Below are 16,924 nucleotides of genomic sequence, written 5' to 3'. Positions count from 1 at the left end.
CATTACATTTAAGAAATAAAAAAATCATACAATATAATGATTAACAAATTAGGGGACGAAAATTGTTAGATATAAAATTATTCAGAGAAAATCCAGAAATAATTATAGACTCTGAAAAGAAAAGATTTAGAGACACTGAGAATGTCGAAAAAGTAATTGAATATGATAATTTATGGAGAGAAGGTGAGAAAAAACTCAACGCCTTAAGATCTGAGAAAAATAAATTATCCAAATCATTTAAAAAAGCAAAAGAAGAAGGAAACTTTGAAGAAGTCGTTGCTAAATCCAAACAGGTAGCAAATGACATCAAAGAATTAACTGCTAAAAATGATGAATACTTAAAACTCAGAGAACGCCACAGATATAAAGTTGGAAACCTTATTGATGAAGATGTTCCAATTTCTGATACTGAAGATGACAATGTGGTTGTTAGAACCTATGGTGAAATCCCAGAACCTGAGTTTGAATTATTAAATCACGTAGATTTAATTAAAAAAATTGATGGGGCAGACCTTGAAACTGCATCAGAAATTGCAGGAGCTCGTTTCTACTACTTGAAAAGAGATATTTTACACTTAAACTTAGCTTTAATTCAATTTGCTTTAGCAGAACTTGAAGAAGAAGGTTACATTCCAATGCAAACTCCATTCTTCGTAAAAGGAGCAGTTGCAGCAGAAACTTCTGAGCTTGGTGAATTTGAAGAAACTTTATACAAAGTAGAAAACGAAGACATGTACTTAATTGCAACTGCTGAACAAACCTTAGCAGCACTTCACAGAGATGAAATCATCCCTCCTGAAGAATTACCATTAAGATACTGTGCATTTTCAACCTGTTTTAGAAAAGAAGCAGGTTCTCACGGAAAAGATACCTTAGGAATTTTTAGAGTTCACCAATTTGAAAAAATTGAACAATTCATCTACTCCACTCCTGAAGACTCAAGAAATCAACATGATCACTTAATGGAAGTAACTGAAAGAATCTATCAAAAATTAGGAATTCCATATCAGGTTATCGCTATTGTATCATCTGCTTTAAATGATAATGCAGCTATTAAATACGATTTAGAAGCTTGGTTCCCTGGTTCCAAAGCATTTAGGGAATTAGTATCCTGTACTAACTGTAAAGATTACCAAGCACGTAAAACCAAAACACGTTATGGAAGAGCAGGTTCTGGAGATGCTCAAACTTTACACACATTAAACAGTACAGCTATTGCAACTGAAAGAACAATGTGTTGTATTTTAGAAAACTACCAACAAAAAGACGGTAGTATTAAAATTCCTGAAGTGTTAGTCCCTTACATGAATGGAAAAACTGTAATTGAAGCTAAATACTAGCTTCTTTTCTTATTTTTTTTTTAAAATTTATTTTAAATGTATTAATCTTAGGTGTTTTTTATGAAAACTATTGTTATTAATGCAAGTCCAAGAAAAAAATGGAATACTGCTGAGATAATGCAATCTGCTCAAAAAGGTGCAGAATCAGTTGGTGCTGAAGTAGAGTACTTTAATTTATACGATTTGGTTTTTACAGGATGTAGAAGTTGTCTTAAATGTAAATTAAAACAAAATACCAAAGGAAAATGCTACTGGAGAGATGACTTAACTGATGTTATTGAAAAAATATTAGATGCAGATGCACTACTTATCGGCTCACCTATCTACTTTGGACAGCCTACAAGTGAATTTAGAGCATTAGTTGAAAGATTAATCTTTTGTATAATGTCCTATGATGATGGATCAAGTTATTATACTGGCAAATTAAATGTAGGAATTTTCTACACAATGAATGCTCCTTTAGACTTTTACGAACAGTCAATGAAAGAAAGCTTATCAAGTACTGAATTTTTATTCTCATTTTTAAATGGTGAGGTTGTTACTTATCCTGTTTGTGACACTATACAGGTAAGTGATTATTCTAAATTCAATATGGCTGGATTTTCACAGGAAGCAAAAGAAAAACAGTGGATTTTACAATTCCCAAAAGATTTGGAAAAAGCTTTTGAGATTGGTGCTAAATTATCCTCAAAATAAATATTTCAGGCATTAATATTTGATTAATGCCCTTTTTTTATAACTTAGTTTAATAAGATGGTTAAGTCTTTAATAACTATTGTAAGCCATAAAAATGTAATTATCATATCATTTTTATCAAAATTACGTTTATAGGTTACATAAGCTGAAAAAACTAATCAAATCACTGATACTACAATTGCTATATACTTTAGGTTTTCCATTATCATGTTATCACCTTTGTATATGTACAATTTGTGTTTAAACTATTTAAAAGTAATGCATAAGAAGTATTATTTAATTTATTTTTAAATGTGTATGTGTGTTTTTTCACACTTCAAATATTTTTATTTATTTTTAAAATCAGATTATTAAATCGGGTTTAACCCAAAGGCTTGGTTAATAAGTGGATATGGTGATGGTTAGTGTTCAATAATGTTATTGGCCAAGTCTTAACTATGTAAAAGGAAAGATACACCTTCTATGATTAAAACAACACCAATAATGATTGCAATAAATATTGGTTCTTTAACTGCAAATGCTCCAAGAGCAATTAATACTACTCCCATTATTAAAACAATAATTGAAGAAAATGCAGAAATTTTACTGAATCTAGAGATTAATCCAGTAATTCCGAATGCAATCATAATAAATCCAATAATATAGAATTGGAATCCTACTAAGAATGAAAGAGCATCAAAGAAGAAGATAAATCCTATACCTAGAAGTACTGTTATAGCTCCAATTGCAAAAGCAACTATTGAAAATGGCATTTCATAACTGTGCATAGTCATTCCCATTAAAAATATTGAAATACCTAGGAATATTAAACTCACTCCAACAATAGCTGAAACTAATTCAGAAGAAAACATTGGGAATACAATAAACATTAAACCAAGTACAATACTTACAATACCAGCAATTTTTCCAGTTTCCATGTGTACACCTCATTTTATATTAAAATTAATTATTTATATGATTGAATTGTTATTTATAAGTATGGTGGAATTTGAAGAAATTATAAACACAAGAAGAAGTATTCGTGAATATCAAGACAAAGATGTTGACGATGAATTGATTTTAAAAATATTAAAAGCAGGTATGCAAGCTCCAGGATCTAGACTTGGTGCAGAACCATGGGAGTTTGTTGTAGTTAAAGATAAACAAACACTAAAACAGTTAGGTGAAATAAAACCTCGTGTAAGTGATGCTCCGGTTGCTATTGTTTTAGTTGCAAACATTAAAAGAGCATTCTATAAAACAGTCTGGCAACAGGATATGGGGGCAGCTGCTGAGAATATGTTGCTTGAAGCAGTTAACATTGGTTTAGGTGGACTTTGGAATGGAGTAGCGCCGGAAGAAGAAAGAATGTCCAAAATAGGAAAAATCATTGGAATTGATGATATTGAAGAATTAAAACCATACTGTATTATTACATTAGGATATCCTGCAGATGGTTTTGAAAATAAATTTATGGATAAATTTGATGAAGAGAGAATTCACTATGAAAAATACTAAATATGATTTTGAAAGTGTAATTGAGAGAAAAAACACACAATGTCTAAAATGGGATCTTTTTGATGATGATCTTCCAATGTGGGTAGCAGATATGGATTTTAAGGTTGCACCTGCAATTAACGATGCAATATCAAAAAGAGCAAATCATCCAGTATTTGGTTATACAATTGTTCCAGATGAGCTATTTGAATCATATATTGGCTGGTGGGATAGACGTTATAACTTTAAAATGTCTCGTGATGATATGCTTTACTCAATTGGGGTAATGCCATCAATATCTTCAATGATTAGATGCTTAACAGAAGTTGGAGATAAAATATTAATCCAGTCTCCAGTTTATCATGTATTTTTCCATGTAATTGAGGATAATAACCGTCAGGTTGTTGAAAATGAACTGGTTTATGAAAATGGACAGTATTCAATTGACTTTGATGATTTGGAAGATAAATTATCAGATGTTAAAATGATGCTTTTATGTAATCCTCACAATCCAATCGGTAAAATATGGTCTGAGGATGAGTTAAAAAGAATTGGTGAGTTATGTGATAAATATGATGTTATATTAATATCTGATGAAATTCACTGTGATTTAACTAATCCTGGTGTTAAATACAATCCATTTGAGGCATCTTATGATTATAAAAATGCAATAACTTGTTTATCCCCTTCAAAATCATTTAATATTGCAGGATTTAAAAGTTCTATTGTTCATACAAAAAATAATGATTTACATGAAAAAATACATAAACAGTTACATATTGATGATTCAAGTTCCTGTAATGTATTTGCGGCATGTGCTGTAATGGCTGCATATAATGAGTCTGAAGAATGGTTGGATGAGCTAAGAGAAGTAATATTTGAAAATAAACAGATTGTTAAAAAGTATCTTGAAGAGGAATTGCCAATAATTAAATTGGTTGAGTGTGATGCAACATATCTTTTATGGCTTGACTGTTCTAAGTTAAATGTTTCTTCTAAAGTATTATCAGGATTTTTAAGAACCAATCAGGGCTTGTTTTTATCAGCAGGTGTTGATTTTGGTAAATGTGGGGACAGATTTTTAAGAATGAATATTGCATGTCCTCAAAAATTATTAAAAGAAGGTTTGGGAAGGTTAAAAGCAGGAATTCATGCTTTAACCATTATTAACCAGGGGTTATGATTTTAAAAATTCTTCAATTAACCAGGATGCGATACTGATATCGGTTTCTGGTGGTTCCACATCTTCTTTTTTAATCCATTTTGCAGTTAAAATCTCATCACCATCAACTTTTATATCACCGGATTCATATTCTGCGCTAAATCCGAACATAAGTGAGTTTGGAAATGGCCATGTTTGACTTCTTTTGTATTGGAGATTTTTAATTTTAATTCCTACTTCTTCTAAAACTTCTCTGTGAACTGCTTCTTCAATGGTTTCTCCAGGTTCAACAAAACCAGCTATTAGAGCATATCTTATTTTCTTATGATAACTGTGTTTTGCCATAAGCAATTCATCACCTTTTCTAATAGCTACAATAATTGCAGGAGCGATGCGAGGATAATGCATTTGACCACACTTAGGGCATTTTAACATCATGTCTTTTTCATCTAATTGTGTTTTAGCACCACATCTTCCACAAAACTGGAATGTCATATACCAGTCACTAACTAAAACCGCTCTGGATGCAATATGATATAAATCAGCATCAATTTCATAAACATCTCTTAAATTGTAAAATGAATCTTTAGTGTTAACATTAATTGCAAATGCTTTTTTACCATTGTATTGTCCAATATATAAATGGAAATTAACATCAAAACCATCTAGGGATTTTGGTAATTGTTTATTTGAATCTAAGAATAATTCTCTTTCGTTATTAAAAATAAATAAGTAATCATCATCATTTGGAGTGATATTTTCACTAAAATCAATCTCATAATTTTCATAAAGGGACTTTTCAATCATATTTAATAATTTAACTTTTTAATTACTTAAAATTTATATTAAATTAAAAACAAAAGTTAAAAATGGTGATATTATGGTATCAGAAAATATGGAAAAAGCATTAAATGCTCAATTAAATGCTGAAATTTACTCAGGTTATTTGTACTTATCTATGGCAGCTTATTTTGAAGATGAAGATTTATCCGGATTTGCTAACTGGATGAGAGTTCAAGCAAATGAGGAATTAGAACATGGAATTAAATTCTATGATTACATTATCAGAAGAGGAGCTTCTGTAACCTTAACTGCTATTGAAGGACCACAAACTGAATGGGAAAGCCCTCTTGCTGCATTTGAACATGTTTTAGAACATGAAAAAATGGTAACTGGTCTTATTAATGATTTAGTAAATATCGCTATCGAAGAAAAAGATCACGCAACCAACAACTTCTTACAATGGTTTGTTGAAGAACAAGTTGAAGAAGAAGAAAACGCAATGGAATTAGTTGCAAAAGCTAAATTAGCTGATGGCGACAACAGATTAATTTACGAATTAAACAAAGAATTGGCTACTCGTGTACCAACTCAAGACTAGATCTTTCTAGTCTTTAACTTATTTTTTTAAGGTTTATCGGAAGTGAAAAAATGATTATTAGAGCACCTTCAAGAATACACATGTCTCTTATTGATTTAAACGGATCATATAGGAGAGTTGATGGTGGTATTGGTCTTGCATTAGCTGACCCTCAATTTGTATTGGAAATTGAACAAATTGAAAGCGGGATTGAACTTGAATTTGCAGATACTGTAGATGACGTTGAAGCTATTGAAGAATGTAGAGAAAAAATCCCTGATGCAGCTAAAAAGACTATTGAACACTTCGACATTGATTCTGGTTTCAAATTTACTGTTCACAACACTTACCCTCCACATTCCGGATTTGGTAGTGGAACTCAAATTTCTATCTCAACTGCTCATTTAATAACTGAAACAATGGGTATTGAAGTTGAAAGCAGAACTCTCAGTAGTATTGTTGGAAGGGGAGGTACTTCTGGAATTGGAACATACACACACGATTTAGGTGGATTTATTGTTGATGGTGGACACAGTAAAGAAGAAAAACCATTATTCTTACCTTCTGGTGCATCAAAGGCAAAACCTGCAACATTAATCGCTAGATATGATTTTCCTGAAGAATGGAATATTTTAATAGCTATTCCAAGAATTGAAAAGCATATGGAAGGTGACGATGAGGTAGATGTTTTCCAAACATATTGTCCTATTCCAAAAGAAGAAGTAGAACAGGTATCTCACTTGATTTTAATGAACCTCATTCCATTCATGCTTGAAAAAGATATTAAAAACTTTGGATGGGCTGTAAGTGAGCTTCAAAAAGTTGGTTTCAACAAATTAGAACATTCTCTTGATGACAGTTACTTACCATTAATGAAAGCTATTGAAAAAGCTGGAGCATATGGTGTAGGTATTTCCTCATTTGGACCAGTTTTATACACAGTATTTGACGAATCAAATGAAGAAATCGTAGAAAAAACCAAAGAAATCATCGGAGAAAATGGTACTGTTTTTGTAACCAAAGCACAAAATCACGGATTTACCATTGAAAAATAGTTGTTATTCTATTGAATTTCAGTACTTCATCACCATTTTACCAAAAAAAGAAAATTAATTATAAATCATTTTGATTTATAATCTTGTTTTAAATTTTAAAATTGACTTATTTAGCACCAATAACGTTGTTTACCTTAGGAACTCTGTTTAATATAGCCATAATTGCCCAGGAAATACCTAAACATAAAACGAAGCATAACATAAAACTTACTTTATATGAATTTGCAAATCCAACAACAATTGGGATAAGTACGTGAAGTATAACTAAGTGAATTAAGTAAATTCCGTAACTGTATTTTGCAATTGAAAATACTGAATTGTGATATACTACACTAATAAAACTGTCTTTGAATTTAGTTAAAAATTTGTAAATTCTTAACTGATTGTAAGTTTTAAACAATACGAATACTCCAATAACAGTAATGGAGTTTAAAATGGAATATCTGTTGAAAGTATAAATTTCATGTACGTCAGATAAATAATATCCTAAAATCATTGTTAAGATAATAGAAATTATAATTAATCCAATTCCAAAGTAAGCATTGTTTAGAAGTTTTCTTTCAGTATGTCTTAGATAATACCCTAAAACAACTAAACCTATTGGACTTGTAAAGTAGGATAATTTAATTGGACAAGCTGTCATTAATGTGTAGTCGAAAAAGCAGGTAACTAACCAGAATACCAAGAAATATTCGATTTCACTAAAATCAGCGTGCAATATCCATTTGTTGAATATTGGCATGATCAAATAAGTTCCTAAAATCATCCAGAAGAACCAGTTTTGATGCGCATATGGTTTAGCAGCCATAATGTAAGCATAAAACAAGTTTAAAAATCCGCTAATAGTAAATCCTTGTTCAGGTAATTTAAATACGCCTGGAATTGTTACAGAAACAATCATAACAGAAAGTACTATACAAACACTCCAAAATACGAATGGTGAAATAATTCTAGGTATTCTTTTACCTAAAAACGATTTAATATCCCAAACACGACCAAGAGACAATGCTCCAGACAATATCAGGAATAAATCTACACCAATCCTAGGTACATTTCCGAAAAATAGTGTCATAAGCCAGTTAAATGAAGGTGGAAAAGCATATTCAGTAAGGATAAATCCTCTCATTCTGGTATATACATGTATCATAATAACACATGCAATAGCCATTACACGTAAAGCATCTAAATAAAAAAATACGCTTTGTTCCGTCATACACTGATTTTTTTAAATTCATATTTTTCTTCCTATTAAAAAGTTAAAAAAAATTATTAACATCATATATTTTAATTAACATCAATTTTAAACCTTTTGAATTTGAGAAGTTTAAAATCAGTTTAAATTATTAAAAAATTAAAAAAAGAAGAAAAAGAAGTAATTATAAATTGTAAACTTCTTTTGACGGAACAATAGGAACATTGTTTTTTTGCAATGCAGATATTAAACCTTCAAGGTCATCTGAGTGCAATAATAAAATAGCTTTACCAACTTTATCGTGGGTAAATGCATAAAGATATTCTAAATCAACATCATTTTCTCTAATGACTTTTAAAACTGAAGTAAGACCACCTGGAGTGTCAGTCATTTCAACACCAATGATGTCTGTAATCTTAACAAGGAAATTGTTTTCTTCTAAGATTTCTTTTCCTTTTTGTGGACTATCTACAACAAGTCTTAAAATACCAAACTCAGATGTATCCGCCATACATAATGCTCTTATGTTTACATTATTTTGTGAAAGTAATTCTAATGGTTTGGAGAGATTTCCAACTCTGTTTTGTAAAAATATGGATAATTGTTGAATTTTCATTGTTTTTCACCTAGTGTAAGTTTCTCTTATCAATTACTCTTTTTGCTTTTCCTTCAAATCTTGGTAAAGTTTTTGGTTCAACAAGTGTTACTTTAACTCTAATTCCGGTTTCGTTTTCAATGGATTTTCCAATTTTAGTCTGGATGTCCATCATTTCTTTTACACCGTCAAAGAAAAGATCTTTTGATGCTTCTACTTTTACTTCGATTTCATCTAATGTTCCAGGTCTTGTAACTATAATCATGTAATGAGGCTCTACATCACCAACTTTAAGCAATGCTTTTTCAATTTGTGATGGGAAAATAGCTACTCCTTTAACTTTAATCATATCGTCAGATCTACCGGTTATTCTGCTCATTCTTGCATGAGTTCTTCCACAATCACATTTATCATAAGTAATTGTGGTTAAATCTTTGGTTCTAAACCTTATGATTGGCATTCCTTCTCTTTCAAGATTGGTTAAAACTAATTCTCCGGTTTTTCCTCCACCAATCACTTTTCCAGTATCTGGGTTTATGATTTCAGGATAGTAGATGTCTTCTGCAATGTGTAAACCTTGCTGTGCACTACATTCTACACCAACTCCCGGACCCATAAGTTCTGTTAATCCGTAGATGTTGTATGCTTTTGCACCAAAGAGTTCTTCGACTTTTTGTCTGATTTCTTCAGTCCACATTTCAGCTCCAAATCCAATAGCTTTGATTCCAAGGTCTTTTGGGTCAATTCCATCTTCAAGAGCAACTTCTCCAATGTGAATACCATAAGATGGTGTGAAAATAAGTCCGGTAGTTCCAAAATCGCTCATAATTTCGATTTGTCTTCTTGTTTGTCCTGTTGAAATTGGGATAATTGTTGCACCGATTTTGTGAGATCCGTAATGAACTCCAAATCCACCAGTAAACATTCCGTATCCGTGAGTATTTTGAATAATGTCGTCTTCACCAAGTCCCATCATGGTAAGTCCACGTGCTGTAGTTTCTGCCCAGGTATCCAAGTCTTTTCTGGTGTATCCTGAAACTACTGGTTTTCCGGTTGTTCCTGATGATGAATGTAATTCTTTAATATCTTTAAGATCTACTGCAAAAAGTCCGTAAGGGTAGCTTTCTCTTAAGTCGTCTTTTGTGATGAATGGAAGTTTTTCGATATCTTTTAATGTTTCAATATCTTCCGGATAAACTTCTGCTTCACTATATCTTTTGTTATAGTAAGGAATTTTATCAAAAGCTCTTTTTACAGTTGCTTGGAGTTTTTTTAACTGTAATTCTTCAAGGTCTTGCCTTGGCATTGTCTCAATTTCTTCGTTCCAAAACATATTTTGCCTCATTTTTTTATTAATATTATAAATATTATATTTTAAGCACCTTAAAACTTACTCATTTAAAATAAATTTTCCTATAAAATTTTATATATAATAAATTAGTAATATTAATTTGCAGTTTATTAAATTTAAATTGATAAAGAGGAAATTAATATGGATATTATGAGTGTTTTATGGCAGTTTGGAATTTTCGCATCTGTTGTTATTTTTGGAATAAAAATAGGACTTGCATCTGGTTTGGCTGATTTGTCAAAAAAATTGTTTGCAGGAATCTGTATATCATATGGTGCAGGAATAATTATTATTTCTTATATTGCTTCATTTTTCACAGATCAACTTGTTCAGGCAATTTATGGTTATAATACAATGTTTTATATTATTATGGCTTCAATCATGATTATTGCCGGTCTTTTTACAATAAGAGAATGGAAAATACACGACAAAAACACATCAACTGCAACTTCCTTAGCTATTATCGCTCCTTGTCCATGCTGTTTTGGTTCAATTGTTGCTAGCGTTTTAATCGTTGCACCAAGTATAAACATTGCTACATTTGATTTAAGCTGTTATGCAGCAGTAGCATTGGTTGGAGTAATGATTGTAACTTATTTTGCATCAAATACAATTATAAAATTCATTGATAAACCTTATCCTGTTGTTTTAGGTAATTTCATGTTGTTTTTAGGTGCGTATTTCTTACTTTCAGCTATTGTAATTCCAAATATTGCAGCAGCTCTTACCAAAACTTCTCTTTCCATTACAATTGCTTCTCCTCAAGACATCCTTATGATTATAATTGCATTTGCAATTTTATTATTTGGAGGTATGGTCTTGAATAAAAGAGGCAGAAACATTTTAAAATAATTTAGGTGAAAAAATATGGTTTTAAGCATTCCTGGGGGAGAATTTTTAACAGGTTCTCTTGATGTTATTTCTCAAAGCTTAACTATTCCTGTATTGGTTATTTTACTTGTAATTGTTATTATTACAATTATTACATTAGGTGGAGCTATTTCAGAATATACATCCAGAAAAAAGGTTCCTGTTGGAGTAATTAGAGATTTAATTTATGATATTAATGCTTCACAATCTGTTGATGAGTTAAAAAGTGTAATTTCAAATGCTGATATTCCAAAATCTCAAAAAAAGGTTTTAACTGAAATTGCATCTTCTGAATCATTAGGTGACTCTTCAAGAGAAGCTCTTGCTCGTAAATTATTCGAATTTGAAGAAGAAAAAACTATCGAATCATTAAGAAAAACAGATATTATTACTCGTCTTGGTCCAACTATCGGTTTAATGGGTACTTTAATCCCTATGGGTCCAGGTCTTGCAGCATTAGGTGCAGGAGACATCAATACTCTTGCAAGTTCCTTAACTGTTGCATTTAACACAACTATTGTTGGTATTGGTTCTAGTGCATTATGTTATTTCATTGGTAAACTTAGATCTTCATGGTATGACAGATATTTATCTGATTTAGATGCTTTAATTGATGCAGTTCTTGATTATATGAATAAATAGTGGTTTTATGGTAAGGAAAAATGGTAGGCGTAGGTCAAAAAGAGTAGAAGAAGACCCGATGACTGGTATTGCTAACCTTGTAGATGCAATGCTTGTTATTGCTGTTGGTTTTCTTGTTTTTGTAATCATAAGCTGGAATATGCAGGCTATGATTGATCCTGACCAAAGTATGCAGGAAGCTATGCAACAACAAACTACTGAAGTAGACCAAGGCCAGCAATTAAACGAAACTCCAGACACTTCAAACAGTTCTGGTCAAGGATATACCGAAATGGGTAAGGTATACAAAGACCCTGCTACCGGTAAGCTGATTATGGTGGAGGGTTAAACCTTCCACATTCAAACTTTTTTTTTAAAAAACAAATATTTATAAACTATTTTTATTAAATTAATACTTACAACTTTTTATGGGTGTTTAATTATATGGAATTCTGTCCTGAATGTGGTGCAATGCTAATGCCTAAAAATGGTACAATTAAATGTAGCTGTGGTTATGAAAAATCCTTAACAAATGATGATTTAGAACAACAATATCATATGAAAGGAGAAACCAAACCTGAAACCAAGGTAATTGTAACAGACAACAACAATGTAGCACTTCCAACCACAAGAATAACCTGCTATAAATGTGGTGGAACAAAAGGATACTGGTGGACTGTACAGACAAGATCTGCTGATGAGGCACCAACTAATTTCATCAGATGTGCAAAATGCGGAAACACCTGGAGAAGTTCTAATTAGTTAATTTTATAATATCTTAGAAATATAATTCTAGAATGTATGCATAGTCTATTAGAAACAATTATATTATTATCTGGTCTTGTTATTGACACATTTATCATAACAAGTGTAAATGGATGCACTCTTAAGGAAAATATTCGTTCTTATTTAGGAATTGAAACATTATTCAGTATTTTTGGAGTACTAATTGGAAGTATTGTGCTATTTTTTGTATCCAAAGATTTCTTTAAATGTTTTTGTGGAGTATTAATTATAATTATCCAGATTATTGGAATAAGTGGTGTTAAATTCCCTGAAAAAGTCAATGCATTATTGCTTGGTTCAGACAGTCTTGTAATATTTGCTACTCTAAGCTGGATTTATATTCCTATTTTGACTGTTTTTGAAGCTATTGCAATCACATTAGGTTCTACAGAAGGTAGTAACGTCATGAAATATGTTCCTGAGGCTGTTGCAGAATATTTACCTCATTTTGTAATGATAATGATTGGGTTAATGATGATTTGGCCTTGTATTTTTTAATATTGTTTTAGTTTAGATAAAATTACTTAAACTTAAAAACAATATTATTTTATATTATTTGATTTAAATCAATAATTAATGAAAAACCTTGAAAAAACATTAAAATCAATTGTTGAAAATCCAAAATATATCTTCCGTTTATCTGTTCAGGGAGTAATGGTAGGTATATTTGCAGGATTAATGGTGTGTTTGTATCGTTTTTTACTTTCTGAATCAGAACATATTTTAAGAAATTATTTAACTATAATTCAAACTAATGTAGTTTATATTGTGCTATTTTTTGTTTTTTTAGCTGTTTTAGGACTTTTAATCGATTGGATAACCAAGTGGGAAGTTGACTCTTCAGGTAGTGGAATACCTCAGGTTTATGCTGAAGTAAAAGGGCATATGGAAGCTAATTGGGCAAAAGTGCTGTTTTCTAAAATTGTTGCAGGGGTAATGACTGCTCTTGGTGGTTTATCATTAGGTCCTGAAGGTCCATCAGTTCAAATTGGTGGTATGGCTGGAAAAGGTGTTGCACGTCTTTTTAAAGGATCAAAAACCGATGAATTAAGATTAATACTTGTTGGTTCTGCTGTTGGTATTACTGCAGCATTTAATGCTCCACTAGCTGGAGTATTATTTGTTATGGAAGAAATCAATCATGGTTTTGATAAAACATTAATTTTTATAGCTTTAGTATCTGCTATTGTATCTGATTTTATCTCAAAATCTATTTTTGGCCAGTCTACTGTTTTAACATTTCCAATAAACAACATTCCTTTGGAAAACTACTGGATTTTAATTGTTTTAGGAATTGTCATTGGTGTTATAGGATATGTGTATAATATTGGAATGATAAAGTCAAGTGATTTTGTAAACAGTCTTAAAATACCTTCTCAGCTTAAATTTGTAGCTGTTTTTATTATTTCTGGTGTTGTAGCACTTACAATTCCACAAATCAGTGATGGTGGACACTTCATGATGGACATGTTAGGTGTAGCTATTCCATCTTTAGGTGTTTTAGTCCTTCTTTTAGTCTTAAAATACTTGTTTTCAATGTTTTCATTCTCATCAGGAGCACCTGGTGGAATATTTTTACCAATCTTAGTATTGGGAGCATATATTGGAGCAATATTTGGATCTGTTGTAGTTCCAGCCTTGGGTATGGAGCATGTTTTAATCTATAAATTCATTGTTATTTCAATGGCAGGATTTTTTGCAGCTACTGTAAGATCTCCAATAACTGGAATTGTCTTAATAGCTGAAATGTGCGGTTCTACAGAGTCTTTAGTTGCAATGATTATTGTATCTCTAATAGCTTACGTTGTTCCAACAATTTTAGGAAATGAACCGATATATGAGTCATTATATGATAGATTACTTTTAAACAAAAACAGAGAATTTGTTAAAAAGCCTTCAAGGCATGTGTTATCAGAATATGTTGTGCCACTTGACTGTGACTATATCAATTTTAAAATTAAGGACATTCCATTTCCAAAAAATGCAATTGTAGTATCAGTTATTCGTAATGGTAAATATATAATTCCAACTGAAGACTTTAACATTAAATACAGCGATCAGGTTCAGATTTTAACTGATGTAAATGATTATCCGTATGTACGTGAAGAAATTGAAGAATTATTTGGTGGTTAGATGAGTTTAATTTTTAAAAGAAAAAGTGTTCGTAAATTTAGAGATGAAAAAGTCAGTGATGAAAAAATCGAAAATCTACTAAAAGCAGCTATGCAGGCACCTTCTTCATGTAATTCACAGCCATGGGAGTTTATTGTTGTATCAGATGATGAAGATAAACTTGCAATTTCTAAAATGCATAAATTTGCAAAACCTGCTGCCGGTGCATCACATCTTATTGTTACACTTGGAAATCTAAATAATGCAAAAGTAATAAGAATGATTGAACAGGATTTGGGGGCATGTAATGAAAATATTCTTCTTCAGGCCACTCATGAAGGCTTGGGCAGTGTATGGCTTGGATTTCACCCGATTGAAGATAGAACCTTAAAATTAAAACAATATTTAAATATTCCAGACTTCTGCATTCCTTTTTCAGTAATCTGTATTGGTTATCCTGAAGAGGAAAGTGAAGTAAATTTAAGGTATGATAAATCCAAAGTTCACTTTGATAAATATTAATTTATTATTAATTTTAGAACTATTAGTATGTCAAAAAAACTATTTGCAATACTTGGTATTTTATTAGTTTTAGTGGTTTCAGTAGGAGTTATTTCTGCTGAAGAAAATGCTAATGATGATACTCAAGTTGAAAACTCAAAGGTTAAAGTATCCGTTTCCTGGAATGATGATGGTAATACTGATAATAGACCTTCAAGTATTTCTGTAACTATTAAATCCGGCGGTAAGGTTATTGGTACTTTAACTTTATCACAAGCTAATGGATGGCAGGATTCTTTATCAGCAACTGGTGGAGACTACAGTATATCTATTGATGATGTAGCATCATATTCAAAAGAAATAAGTCAAAACGGTGACTCATTTAATGTAGTTTACTCAAATGATGGTCAGGATGTTGATGACACACCTGAAAATGATACTGATGATGATTCTGATATTGTAGATGATGATAATTCTACAGACGATGATGATTCTGATATTGTAGATGATGATAATTCCACTGACGATGATGATGGGGACAGTGATTTAAACGGAACTAATGGAAATGATGATTCATTGAATGTTGATAAAAATGCTCCATTAAAAAACAAAATTGTAAAACAAAATAAAGTTTTAAAACAAAACAATAATGTGACTAAAAAACAATTAAGACAAACTGGTCTTCCAATTGCTGTTTTGGTTTTAGTATTGATTGTTGTAGCTTTAGTTCCTATTTCACGTAGGAAAAAATAAACAATAAATGATTTATTTCATTTATTTTTCTTTTTTTTTTAAAAAAATAAAAAAATTAGTACTAAAAAGTACTAATTACCATGTACGAGAGTTTAACTCTCTAAATTGTGCTGATGTAGATACATGGGAGTTAAGACCACCATCTACATTGATTATTTGTCCAGTTACGTATTCACTTTCGTCAGATGCGAAATATACACACATATGACCGATATCTTCTGGACCACCATAACGGTTTACCATGATGTTACTTAAGAAAATGTTTCTTAAGACTTCAGGTACATTTGCTTCATTTTCTGGAGTTACTATTAATCCAGGACGTACACAGTTACAACGGATATTATCTTTACCATATTGGAGTGCGGTGTATTGTGTAAGCATGTCAACACCGGATTTAGCACATGCATAAGCAGTAGAACCTAAATCTCCACCACATGATGCCATTGATCCAATGTTTATAATAGATCCACCATTTTCATTTTTTTGCAAGTATGGAATTACACATTTTGTAGCATAAAATGTACCACGTAAATCGCTCTCAAAGATAGCATCCCACATATCAATGGTTAACTCTCCAATGCTTCCGTCTTTTAGAGCTACATTAGCTGCGTTATTTACTAAAATGTCTATTTTTCCATATTTTTCTACAGTATCGTCAATTAATTTTTTAATACTGTCGGTGTCGGTAATATCAAAGAAGTGGTAAGAAGCTTCTCCTCCTTCTTTTGTGATACTATCAACAACTGCTTGTCCTTTTTCTTCTCTACGTCCACAAATAACTACTTTAGCACCTTCTGCAGCAAATAATCTAGCAATGCCGATTCCGATACCACTTGTAGAACCAGTAACAATAGCTACTTTGTCTTTTAATCTATCCATGAACATCTCCTCCTTAAAATAAAGTGTATCAAAACACTGCATAAGTATATGTAATTGGCTATTATATTAATTAATCGATTTGGATGTTGTTCGATTTTTTGGTTATTTGTCTGAATAATATTCTGTGGTTAATGGATAATTGTGCATTTGCTAAAATCATTTAGTCAAATATAAA

20 protein-coding genes are annotated in these 16,924 nt (G+C 31.2%); 14 read left to right on the top strand and 6 right to left on the bottom strand.

Going from position 1 to position 16,924, the window contains the following annotated elements; genetic code table 11:
* Window positions 1-62: 62 nt before the first annotated feature.
* Complete coding sequence (gene serS / locus PUD86_05885) at window positions 63-1,340, top strand: serine--tRNA ligase (protein MDD6776804.1); 1,278 nt, start codon at window positions 63-65, stop codon at window positions 1,338-1,340.
* 60 nt (window positions 1,341-1,400) lie between these two features.
* Window positions 1,401-2,036: a flavodoxin family protein gene (locus tag PUD86_05880; protein MDD6776803.1), complete on the top strand. Its 636-nt coding sequence runs from the start codon at window positions 1,401-1,403 to the stop codon at window positions 2,034-2,036.
* Between the two features lie 431 nt (window positions 2,037-2,467).
* Here the strand turns inward: PUD86_05880 and PUD86_05875 are convergent, their stop codons facing one another.
* Window positions 2,468-2,953: a DUF308 domain-containing protein gene (locus PUD86_05875; protein ID MDD6776802.1), complete on the bottom strand. Its 486-nt coding sequence runs from the start codon at window positions 2,951-2,953 to the stop codon at window positions 2,468-2,470.
* A 37-nt stretch (window positions 2,954-2,990) separates the two neighbouring features.
* Here PUD86_05875 and PUD86_05870 point away from each other — a divergent pair, with 37 nt between their 5' ends.
* Both PUD86_05870 and PUD86_05865 read left to right on the top strand, forming a co-directional pair.
* Complete coding sequence (locus PUD86_05870) at window positions 2,991-3,533, top strand: nitroreductase family protein (protein MDD6776801.1); 543 nt, start codon at window positions 2,991-2,993, stop codon at window positions 3,531-3,533.
* Window positions 3,520-4,695 (top strand): pyridoxal phosphate-dependent aminotransferase, encoded by a 1,176-nt coding sequence (locus tag PUD86_05865; protein MDD6776800.1) that lies wholly within the window; start codon window positions 3,520-3,522, stop codon window positions 4,693-4,695. Before PUD86_05870 ends, PUD86_05865 begins: the two co-directional genes overlap by 14 nt.
* On the opposite strand, the gene nudC is transcribed toward PUD86_05865, so the two are convergent.
* Window positions 4,690-5,481 carry an NAD(+) diphosphatase gene (nudC, locus tag PUD86_05860; protein MDD6776799.1) on the bottom strand — a complete coding sequence of 264 codons (792 nt, stop codon included), beginning with the start codon at window positions 5,479-5,481 and terminating at the stop codon, window positions 4,690-4,692. The genes PUD86_05865 and nudC overlap by 6 nt on opposite strands.
* Before the next feature lie 73 nt (window positions 5,482-5,554).
* On the opposite strand from nudC, the gene PUD86_05855 reads away from it, so the two are divergent.
* Both PUD86_05855 and PUD86_05850 read left to right on the top strand, forming a co-directional pair.
* Window positions 5,555-6,055: a ferritin gene (locus tag PUD86_05855; protein MDD6776798.1), complete on the top strand. Its 501-nt coding sequence runs from the start codon at window positions 5,555-5,557 to the stop codon at window positions 6,053-6,055.
* A gap of 50 nt (window positions 6,056-6,105) precedes the next feature.
* Complete coding sequence (locus PUD86_05850) at window positions 6,106-7,089, top strand: beta-ribofuranosylaminobenzene 5'-phosphate synthase (GenBank protein ID MDD6776797.1); 984 nt, start codon at window positions 6,106-6,108, stop codon at window positions 7,087-7,089.
* Window positions 7,090-7,195: 106 nt separating this feature from the next.
* Here PUD86_05850 and PUD86_05845 read toward each other — a convergent pair whose 3' ends face one another.
* The 3 genes from PUD86_05845 to PUD86_05835 form a co-directional block, all read right to left on the bottom strand.
* Window positions 7,196-8,302 carry an acyltransferase family protein gene (locus tag PUD86_05845; GenBank protein ID MDD6776796.1) on the bottom strand — a complete coding sequence of 369 codons (1,107 nt, stop codon included), beginning with the start codon at window positions 8,300-8,302 and terminating at the stop codon, window positions 7,196-7,198.
* A 163-nt stretch (window positions 8,303-8,465) separates the two neighbouring features.
* Window positions 8,466-8,897 (bottom strand): acetolactate synthase, encoded by a 432-nt coding sequence (locus PUD86_05840; protein ID MDD6776795.1) that lies wholly within the window; start codon window positions 8,895-8,897, stop codon window positions 8,466-8,468.
* Between the two features lie 10 nt (window positions 8,898-8,907).
* A complete protein-coding gene (locus PUD86_05835) occupies window positions 8,908-10,209 on the bottom strand; it encodes a phenylacetate--CoA ligase (protein ID MDD6776794.1) in 1,302 nt (433 codons plus the stop codon).
* A gap of 159 nt (window positions 10,210-10,368) precedes the next feature.
* Between PUD86_05835 and PUD86_05830 the strand changes: the two genes are divergently transcribed.
* The 8 genes from PUD86_05830 to PUD86_05795 all read left to right on the top strand — a co-directional run bounded on the left by PUD86_05830 (window position 10,369) and on the right by PUD86_05795 (window position 15,870).
* The gene (locus tag PUD86_05830; GenBank protein MDD6776793.1) at window positions 10,369-11,079 is read left to right on the top strand and encodes a DUF2162 domain-containing protein; all 711 of its coding nucleotides are present in this window, start codon (window positions 10,369-10,371) and stop codon (window positions 11,077-11,079) included.
* Window positions 11,080-11,094: 15 nt separating this feature from the next.
* Complete coding sequence (locus PUD86_05825; GenBank protein MDD6776792.1) at window positions 11,095-11,739, top strand: MotA/TolQ/ExbB proton channel family protein; 645 nt, start codon at window positions 11,095-11,097, stop codon at window positions 11,737-11,739.
* Between the two features lie 7 nt (window positions 11,740-11,746).
* Entirely contained in the window at window positions 11,747-12,067 is a 321-nt protein-coding gene (locus tag PUD86_05820) for a DUF2149 domain-containing protein (GenBank protein MDD6776791.1), read from the top strand.
* Between the two features lie 95 nt (window positions 12,068-12,162).
* Window positions 12,163-12,480 (top strand): transcription factor S, encoded by a 318-nt coding sequence (locus PUD86_05815; GenBank protein MDD6776790.1) that lies wholly within the window; start codon window positions 12,163-12,165, stop codon window positions 12,478-12,480.
* 39 nt (window positions 12,481-12,519) lie between these two features.
* Window positions 12,520-13,002: a hypothetical protein gene (locus PUD86_05810; protein MDD6776789.1), complete on the top strand. Its 483-nt coding sequence runs from the start codon at window positions 12,520-12,522 to the stop codon at window positions 13,000-13,002.
* Between the two features lie 78 nt (window positions 13,003-13,080).
* Window positions 13,081-14,637 (top strand): chloride channel protein, encoded by a 1,557-nt coding sequence (locus tag PUD86_05805; protein ID MDD6776788.1) that lies wholly within the window; start codon window positions 13,081-13,083, stop codon window positions 14,635-14,637.
* A complete protein-coding gene (locus PUD86_05800) occupies window positions 14,638-15,138 on the top strand; it encodes a nitroreductase family protein (protein MDD6776787.1) in 501 nt (166 codons plus the stop codon).
* Window positions 15,139-15,165: 27 nt separating this feature from the next.
* Window positions 15,166-15,870 carry a hypothetical protein gene (locus tag PUD86_05795; GenBank protein ID MDD6776786.1) on the top strand — a complete coding sequence of 235 codons (705 nt, stop codon included), beginning with the start codon at window positions 15,166-15,168 and terminating at the stop codon, window positions 15,868-15,870.
* Between the two features lie 75 nt (window positions 15,871-15,945).
* Here PUD86_05795 and PUD86_05790 read toward each other — a convergent pair whose 3' ends face one another.
* The gene (locus PUD86_05790) at window positions 15,946-16,749 is read right to left on the bottom strand and encodes an SDR family NAD(P)-dependent oxidoreductase (protein MDD6776785.1); all 804 of its coding nucleotides are present in this window, start codon (window positions 16,747-16,749) and stop codon (window positions 15,946-15,948) included.
* Window positions 16,750-16,924: the final 175 nt, after the last annotated feature.

It is taken from the genome of Methanobacteriaceae archaeon (assembly GCA_029219465.1).
Classification (GTDB): domain Archaea; phylum Methanobacteriota; class Methanobacteria; order Methanobacteriales; family Methanobacteriaceae; genus Methanocatella.
Note: the sequence above shows the minus strand (reverse complement) of the source record. Positions and strands in the feature narration are given on the sequence as shown.

What these genes read in the sequence shown, in the direction of transcription:
- PUD86_05855 (MDD6776798.1), top strand. Translation starts at nt 5,555, where the DNA reads ATGGTATCAGAAAATATGGAAAAAGCATTAAATGCTCAATTAAATGCT.
- PUD86_05880 (MDD6776803.1), top strand. Translation starts at nt 1,401, where the DNA reads ATGAAAACTATTGTTATTAATGCAAGTCCAAGAAAAAAATGGAATACT.
- PUD86_05820 (MDD6776791.1), top strand. Translation starts at nt 11,747, where the DNA reads ATGGTAAGGAAAAATGGTAGGCGTAGGTCAAAAAGAGTAGAAGAAGAC.
- PUD86_05805 (MDD6776788.1), top strand. Translation starts at nt 13,081, where the DNA reads ATGAAAAACCTTGAAAAAACATTAAAATCAATTGTTGAAAATCCAAAA.
- nudC (MDD6776799.1), bottom strand. Translation starts at nt 5,481, where the DNA reads ATGATTGAAAAGTCCCTTTATGAAAATTATGAGATTGATTTTAGTGAA.
- PUD86_05800 (MDD6776787.1), top strand. Translation starts at nt 14,638, where the DNA reads ATGAGTTTAATTTTTAAAAGAAAAAGTGTTCGTAAATTTAGAGATGAA.
- PUD86_05810 (MDD6776789.1), top strand. Translation starts at nt 12,520, where the DNA reads ATGCATAGTCTATTAGAAACAATTATATTATTATCTGGTCTTGTTATT.
- PUD86_05790 (MDD6776785.1), bottom strand. Translation starts at nt 16,749, where the DNA reads ATGGATAGATTAAAAGACAAAGTAGCTATTGTTACTGGTTCTACAAGT.
- PUD86_05850 (MDD6776797.1), top strand. Translation starts at nt 6,106, where the DNA reads ATGATTATTAGAGCACCTTCAAGAATACACATGTCTCTTATTGATTTA.
- PUD86_05865 (MDD6776800.1), top strand. Translation starts at nt 3,520, where the DNA reads ATGAAAAATACTAAATATGATTTTGAAAGTGTAATTGAGAGAAAAAAC.
- PUD86_05845 (MDD6776796.1), bottom strand. Translation starts at nt 8,302, where the DNA reads ATGACGGAACAAAGCGTATTTTTTTATTTAGATGCTTTACGTGTAATG.
- PUD86_05795 (MDD6776786.1), top strand. Translation starts at nt 15,166, where the DNA reads ATGTCAAAAAAACTATTTGCAATACTTGGTATTTTATTAGTTTTAGTG.
- PUD86_05870 (MDD6776801.1), top strand. Translation starts at nt 2,991, where the DNA reads ATGATTGAATTGTTATTTATAAGTATGGTGGAATTTGAAGAAATTATA.
- PUD86_05815 (MDD6776790.1), top strand. Translation starts at nt 12,163, where the DNA reads ATGGAATTCTGTCCTGAATGTGGTGCAATGCTAATGCCTAAAAATGGT.
- PUD86_05840 (MDD6776795.1), bottom strand. Translation starts at nt 8,897, where the DNA reads ATGAAAATTCAACAATTATCCATATTTTTACAAAACAGAGTTGGAAAT.
- PUD86_05835 (MDD6776794.1), bottom strand. Translation starts at nt 10,209, where the DNA reads ATGTTTTGGAACGAAGAAATTGAGACAATGCCAAGGCAAGACCTTGAA.
- PUD86_05825 (MDD6776792.1), top strand. Translation starts at nt 11,095, where the DNA reads ATGGTTTTAAGCATTCCTGGGGGAGAATTTTTAACAGGTTCTCTTGAT.
- PUD86_05830 (MDD6776793.1), top strand. Translation starts at nt 10,369, where the DNA reads ATGGATATTATGAGTGTTTTATGGCAGTTTGGAATTTTCGCATCTGTT.
- PUD86_05875 (MDD6776802.1), bottom strand. Translation starts at nt 2,953, where the DNA reads ATGGAAACTGGAAAAATTGCTGGTATTGTAAGTATTGTACTTGGTTTA.